Source organism: Candidatus Aquarickettsia rohweri (assembly GCF_003953955.1).
Lineage (GTDB): Bacteria > Pseudomonadota > Alphaproteobacteria > Rickettsiales > Midichloriaceae > Aquirickettsia > Aquirickettsia rohweri.
The window spans coordinates 1-6,349 of record NZ_RXFM01000086.1 but is presented as its reverse complement, the minus strand read 5'-3'; the positions used below and the strand labels follow the sequence as shown (position 1 = coordinate 6,349).

Below are 6,349 nucleotides of genomic sequence, written 5' to 3'. Positions count from 1 at the left end.
TTTATAGAGTAATTCTTATCTGCAGCTCAGGTTATTTTAAGTTCTTTTTATATTTAATTGATTTTATACACACTGCTCTAGGTTGCTTGACAAATTTGCTATATTACAATTTTAACATAAAGAAAGGTATTTAAATATGGTTTGTCCACATTGTGTATATACTGCAGCAGCAGTAACATCTAGTTTTTTTGGAACAGGTATAGTTGCAAATATTAAAGGTACTATAACAGTTTCTGTAATTGGTGCAGGAGTATATTATTATGGAGAAAATAAGTTATTATCTTCAGTAGTGAACTCCCCAGTATTAAAGGTAGTTAATTTTGGTGTAGCTACCAATATAATTGCTTCTAATTTTTTTTATGGTGATCATATGAGTTATATTTTAGGAGCAGCATTAGTAGGTACTGGTAGTTTGCTGGCATATTCTAAAGGTGGGATTAAATATGTAAACTATGAACTAATCTCTATAAGTATGTTAGGAGGTGCAGGGAGCTCATTATACAATTATTTTATTCATACATCACATGATGATGATCATGATAATCATCATCACCATCATATGGAGGCTTTAACGAAAGATTTTTCACAATTTACTGTTATGGCTTCACATCTACTTACTGAAGGTACTTCTAAAAATGAAAAATTCATTGTTCCTGAAAATACAAAGTCTAAAATCTTTGGAAAAGGAGGGTTAGATTCATTTATTTTAAGTTCTGGAAAAGATCATTTATATTTCAGTATGTGCAGTACAAAAATTATAGATGGCAAAGTCTCTACTATTTGGAATTTTAATCCTAGTGAAGACAAAGTTTATTTATTTTGCACTAAAAAAGAATTAGCTCCAGAAGATGTGCATTTAGATAAAGATCATGGCGTGACATATATCGTCATTTCTGGAAAATTTGAAGAAACAGGAATTGCTGTATATATGGAAAATGACTCAGATGAACTTACATTAGTAGATAATATTGTTCTTAATGAAAGATTTTCTGATTTAACCGAATAAAGATAATTATAATTAAATGCACTATAATCAGTATTTTCTGCAAAATTATAGTGTATTTAGTGCTCTTACACACCATCTAAAAGTAAAATAAATTATAAATAGTTTTTATTTCAATATTTTTTAAAAATTTTACAAAAAATAAAATTATTTTTATTAAAATATTGAATTATCAGCATTGACATACTATTTAATATCTTATACTATCCAATAATTAGTTATGGGGTTCCTTTAAGTACATCTCTTCTCATATTTTCTTCCTAACAATTTTATCTATATCATTGTGCTTAAAGGTAACCCGCCCAAAAGTTCTCTTTATAGTTAAAAGTTTTGATAAATTACTAAAAATACAATTATTGCCATCATAATTGCTGGGATTTCATTGAAGATTCTAAAAAATTTTTCGCTATGTTTATTTTGATTAATGGAAAAATTTTTTGCATATTTTGCCATTAGATGATGTATGTAAATTAAGCAAATAACAAAAAGCAATTTTATGTGCAGCCAAGTGTTATCTTTCATTCCTATTATATAAATTAATATTATGCCAGTTAATAGGCTTGAAATTAATGCTGGTAACATAATTAATTTCAACAATTTTTTTTCCATAATTTTAAATAATTTATCAGATTCTGATTTATATTTGACTTTTGTATGGTAAACAAAAATTCTAGGAAGATATAATAGTCCAGCCATCCAAGAAATAATTGAAATTATGTGAAATGCTTTAAAAAATAAATAATTTTCTAAAATAAAAGTTTTTAACATATTATTATTACTTAAAATTTATATTAAGAAGCTTAATTTAGCTTTGTCCTAGATCCTATAATTTTTTCAAAAAACAAATAAATTAGTGCAAGAAAAATAATATAGAATGCTGGAGAGTAGTATAGCTCTGTTGTTTTTATTAAATATGAACATATTACTGGTGAAAATCCACCAAAGATAGCAATGCCGATTGTATAACTTAATCCTACACCACTATATCTTACTTCTGTATTAAAAATTTTAATAGCATATGGATATGCTGGTGCACAAAGCCCTCCACCTAAAAATGGAAATATCAACAGTCCTAACATAAATAGTATACTATTATCACTATTTATGGCAATAAAAGCTGGAATAGTTAATAAAATAGATAAATAAGAGAAGAAAATAATAAATTTTCTAGGATTAAATTTATTAGACACTTTACCTAGAATGATTAAAGATATTATAAAAGAAAATATTGAAATAGATGAGTATTTTAAAGCTTTTATGTGTTCTATGTTGAGTTGTTTTTCTAAATAAGGTGTTAAAAATGCCATAATAATATATGATAAAGATGTAGTGATACCTCCTAGAGATGCAATTAATATCATTTCTTTCCAATAGTTTTGAAAAACTTTTACAATTGGTAATTTTAAAATTTTCTTTTCTTTTTTAGCATTTATGAAATCTTGCGTTTCTGGAAGAGAAAATCTTAAATATAAACCAATTAAGCCTAAAATAGAGGAAACAAAAAATGGTATTCTCCAACTAAAAGAATTATTTATTTGGAGAGAATCAATTAAAATTCCTATAATAACAGCTAAAAAAGAGCCAGACACTATAGATGCAATTATTATTCCGCCTGAGAAGCCATGATTTGTAGTTTTACTATGTTCAAGCATATACAAAGCTGCACCTGGCCCCTCTCCTCCAACAAAGAAGCCTTGAGATAGCCTTAAAAATAGTAACAAAATTGGAGCTAAAATGCCTATTGATTCATAATCAGGTGTAATGGCTATCAAAAATGTAATAATTGACATGCCAAGTATTGTGTAGCTTAAACTTTTTTTCCTACCTATTTTATCACCAAAGTGACCAAAAAAAACCGCTCCAATTGGTCTAGATAGAAACCCTGTTCCAAAAATTATGAATACAGAAATCAATTGTGTAAATGAATCTAACTTTGGAAAAAATGATTGTCCAATTTGTTTTGCAAATATAGCAAACAATGTAAAACCAAAATATTCTATTAAGTTTCCAAGCACTGAAGTCAAAGCAATTTTATGTGATATTTTCATAAATACTATTTTTCTAATACCTTTAGTTAGCAATACTAATATAATAAAATTTAATTTTTACAAGTAAAATGGTTAAGGATAAAAATTGTTAAGCAAGAAATTGCAAATCCTGGTATGATTTCATATAAATTAAAGATACCACCATATGACTTAAGTATATGCCAAAAAATAACAGTAAATCCACCAGAAAAAATTCCACATAAGGCGCTTAACTTATTCATCTTTTTGGAATATAATGAGAATAAAATTGTTGGGCCAAATGCACTTCCTAATCCTGCCCAAGCTAAAGATACTAATTGAAGTACAGTGTTTTGAGGATTGGATGCATATGTAGCAGAAATAAATATTATAAAAAACATTATAATTCTTATTATCCATACTTTATTTAACTTATTTAATATTTTTATTGAGAAATTTTCTGTTAATGAGCAAGATGTAGCATGAAGTTGGGCAGATATTGTGCTCATTATTGCTGATATTACTGCAGCTAAAATCACTCCTGATAACCAATTTGGAAATAACGCATCTGCGGATAATAAAAATATTGTTTCAGGGTTAATATTATTTATATCAGTAAATAATAATCTTCCAAATAAACCAATAAAAAAAGATCCAATTAGTGATAAAATCATCCAACTCATACAAATATTTTTAGAGATATTTAGTGTTTTTGACTTATCTATAGCCATGAATCTTACTAATATATGAGGTTGGCCAAAATAGCCAAGACCCCAGCTTAATAATGATATTATAGAAATATAATTAAGATTTGAGAATGGATTTGTAATATTTAAATTAATATTATTAATGTTGTTGAAATCATAGTTAAATATGATTGTGATAGGTACTAATAATAATGAAAATAACATTAGTGTTCCTTGTATAACATCAATTTTATTAATAGTAGTAAGTCCTCCTAATGATGTATAAAGCAGTACAAATGCAGAGCTGAAAATTAAACAATATAAGTAATTAAATTTAGTATAGGTTTCAATTAAGAAAGATAGTGCAACAAGAGCTGATGCTATGTAAATAATAAAAAAAATCGTTGTAATTATAGATACAGTTATTTTTAATATTCTAGAATTATCATTAAATCTATTTGACAAATAACTAGATATAGTGATTGAATCGCCATATTTTTTAGTATTTACTCTTATTATTCTTGCTATAAATTGCCAATTCAAATATGCCCCTATGGATAATCCTATTGGCAGCCAAATTTCTTGAATTCCATTTAATAATACAGCTCCTGGAAGTGCCATCATAATCCACCCACTCATGTCGGCTGCACCTGCTCCAAGAGCAGTAGATATAGGACTTAATTTTCTTCCACCTAAAGCAAAGTCTTTAGATGTTTTTACTTTTTTAGTTGTAAAAACACCAATTAAAATTATTATAATAAAATATAGAAGTATAACGAGAAGCTTCATTATAATTTATTTATAGCACTTACGAAAAAATCTAACAGAAGTTATACTAGAGTGAAGAAGATAAAACAATACAATAAATTAGATCATGGGTTACATATTAAATAAAAATTTAAAATTAATAAGATTTTTAATTATAGCGTTTTTATTTTTGATACAAATTTTTTGGGTGCCTGAGGTTTGTTTTTCAAAAAATAAACATAAATCTGGAGATTTTGATTACTATATATTTGCACAAAGTTGGTATCCTTCATTTTGCTTTGGTGGACCAAAAGATGAATGTGTAAATTTGACATTATTTATGCAAAAAAACTTATCTCCACATGGTTTATGGCCAAGTAAAAATAAAGTTTATTCTGTATCAAAACAGCCATATAATTGTGAATATAGCAAAGGTTGTGAATCTATTGAAGATTGTAATTTTGATTCAAAAAAAATTAATGAAAAAATATTTAATGAGATAAAGATGATAATGCCACCTAACTTGATAAAACATGAATGGAAAAAACATGGTACATGCAGTAATTATAACCAGTCAGAATATTTTGAAAATATTTTGTATTTGCAAAATCAGTATAAAACATCAAAGTTAATTCAAAATAAAATTGGAAAAAGTTTTAAATATACTGAATTGCTAAAAATATTTGGTGGAAAAAATAAAGTAAATTTATTTTGTAGAAATATAGGTGAAAATCAATATTTAGATCAAGTACATTATTTTTTAGATAAGAATTTGAAGCAAATTAATACTAAATATTATAGAACTAGTTGTAATAGCAACTTAAAGATATATATTAAATAATAGTGAGTTAGTACATTGATTAAGATGATTTTAGTCTAGTTTTTTGACAAGTAATCTTAAAAATGGCATTATGCATGTTTGTTTTTAATATATAAGTAATGATAAAGAGGTCCTGGTTGTAATGGCGATACAAGTTAATAAAATATCTGATAACAAAATAATATTTTATAATCCCAGTTCTGAAAATGGCTTGAGATCTTTTCAAAAGCTAGTGCATCCAGATCAAAATCAAGATAAGAAAGAAATTGCTGAGAAAGTTTTTCGTGGTATGGATGATGCAAAAAAAGAAGCAAATAAAGAGGCTTAAGAGAGGTCAAAAGCAAAGGGAGAAGAGCGAAAAAAAAATGATGAATATCCATTTGAATATAACGCAAAAAAAGATGAAATTTGTTTTTTATTACCAAAGGTATATAAATACAATGGAGGTATTAATAATGATGTAGAAAGTCTACTCACTAATAATTGTGAAGATTTTACAAAGAGTAATTTTAACATTGAGCAGCAAATGTTAATTAATGAACGTTTATATAGTTTTCCGGATCACAGTAAGATGGAAAAAATTCAAAAAGCTTATATTACTTTAAATGATGGAAAAGAACATACAAATTCTGAAATAAACGATGCAATATTATGTACTCGAGATCCAGATGAATGTTAAAATGTAAAAAAATTATGAAGAAATTTCAATTAAATTTAAGAAATAACGTAAACGCTAAAATATCCCCATCTTGACAAGTATTATCCGCCTTTCTTTGGGTTTCTTAAGTTTTTTGATAATTCTAAAAAAAATTTAATTTGATGATATTTTTTTATCAATATTATATGGAAGTAAATTTACTAACTCTTTTGGATCAGAATAATCATGAATATGATTCAGCAAATATTTTAAATAATCATAAGGATTAATCTTATTTACTTTGCAAGTTTCAATAATACTATAAATATTTGCACTAGCTTTAGCACCCTTAGTTGTTGCACAGAACATCCAATTTTTTCTGCCAACTGCAAATGGTTTTATACTACGCTCCGAATCATTATTATCAATACGCAGTCTTCCATCTAAAAG

At 26.3% G+C, this 6,349-nt stretch carries 7 protein-coding genes; 3 read left to right on the top strand and 4 right to left on the bottom strand.

What is annotated here, in order from left to right:
• The first annotated feature begins 136 nt into the window (after positions 1-136).
• A complete protein-coding gene (locus EIC27_RS05655; protein ID WP_126045118.1) occupies positions 137-1,006 on the top strand; it encodes a hypothetical protein in 870 nt (289 codons plus the stop codon).
• A gap of 318 nt (positions 1,007-1,324) precedes the next feature.
• Here EIC27_RS05655 and hemJ read toward each other — a convergent pair whose 3' ends face one another.
• The 3 genes from hemJ to EIC27_RS05640 are packed head-to-tail and all read right to left on the bottom strand — an operon-like array spanning position 1,325 to position 4,484.
• Positions 1,325-1,756: a protoporphyrinogen oxidase HemJ gene (gene hemJ / locus EIC27_RS05650; protein ID WP_126045119.1), complete on the bottom strand. Its 432-nt coding sequence runs from the start codon at positions 1,754-1,756 to the stop codon at positions 1,325-1,327.
• A 47-nt stretch (positions 1,757-1,803) separates the two neighbouring features.
• Complete coding sequence (locus tag EIC27_RS05645) at positions 1,804-3,051, bottom strand: MFS transporter (protein WP_126045117.1); 1,248 nt, start codon at positions 3,049-3,051, stop codon at positions 1,804-1,806.
• A 50-nt stretch (positions 3,052-3,101) separates the two neighbouring features.
• Positions 3,102-4,484 carry a sodium/proline symporter gene (locus EIC27_RS05640; RefSeq protein WP_126045116.1) on the bottom strand — a complete coding sequence of 461 codons (1,383 nt, stop codon included), beginning with the start codon at positions 4,482-4,484 and terminating at the stop codon, positions 3,102-3,104.
• Positions 4,485-4,650: 166 nt separating this feature from the next.
• Between EIC27_RS05640 and EIC27_RS05635 the strand changes: the two genes are divergently transcribed.
• Positions 4,651-5,283, top strand: a complete 633-nt coding sequence (locus EIC27_RS05635; RefSeq protein ID WP_205702353.1) for a ribonuclease T2 family protein — start codon at positions 4,651-4,653, stop codon at positions 5,281-5,283.
• Between the two features lie 121 nt (positions 5,284-5,404).
• Positions 5,405-5,590 (top strand): hypothetical protein, encoded by a 186-nt coding sequence (locus EIC27_RS05630; protein WP_126045114.1) that lies wholly within the window; start codon positions 5,405-5,407, stop codon positions 5,588-5,590.
• Positions 5,591-6,073: 483 nt separating this feature from the next.
• On the opposite strand, the gene EIC27_RS07940 is transcribed toward EIC27_RS05630, so the two are convergent.
• The coding region (locus EIC27_RS07940) for a transposase domain-containing protein (RefSeq protein ID WP_153183752.1) at positions 6,074-6,349 on the bottom strand (276 nt) is incomplete at its 5' end.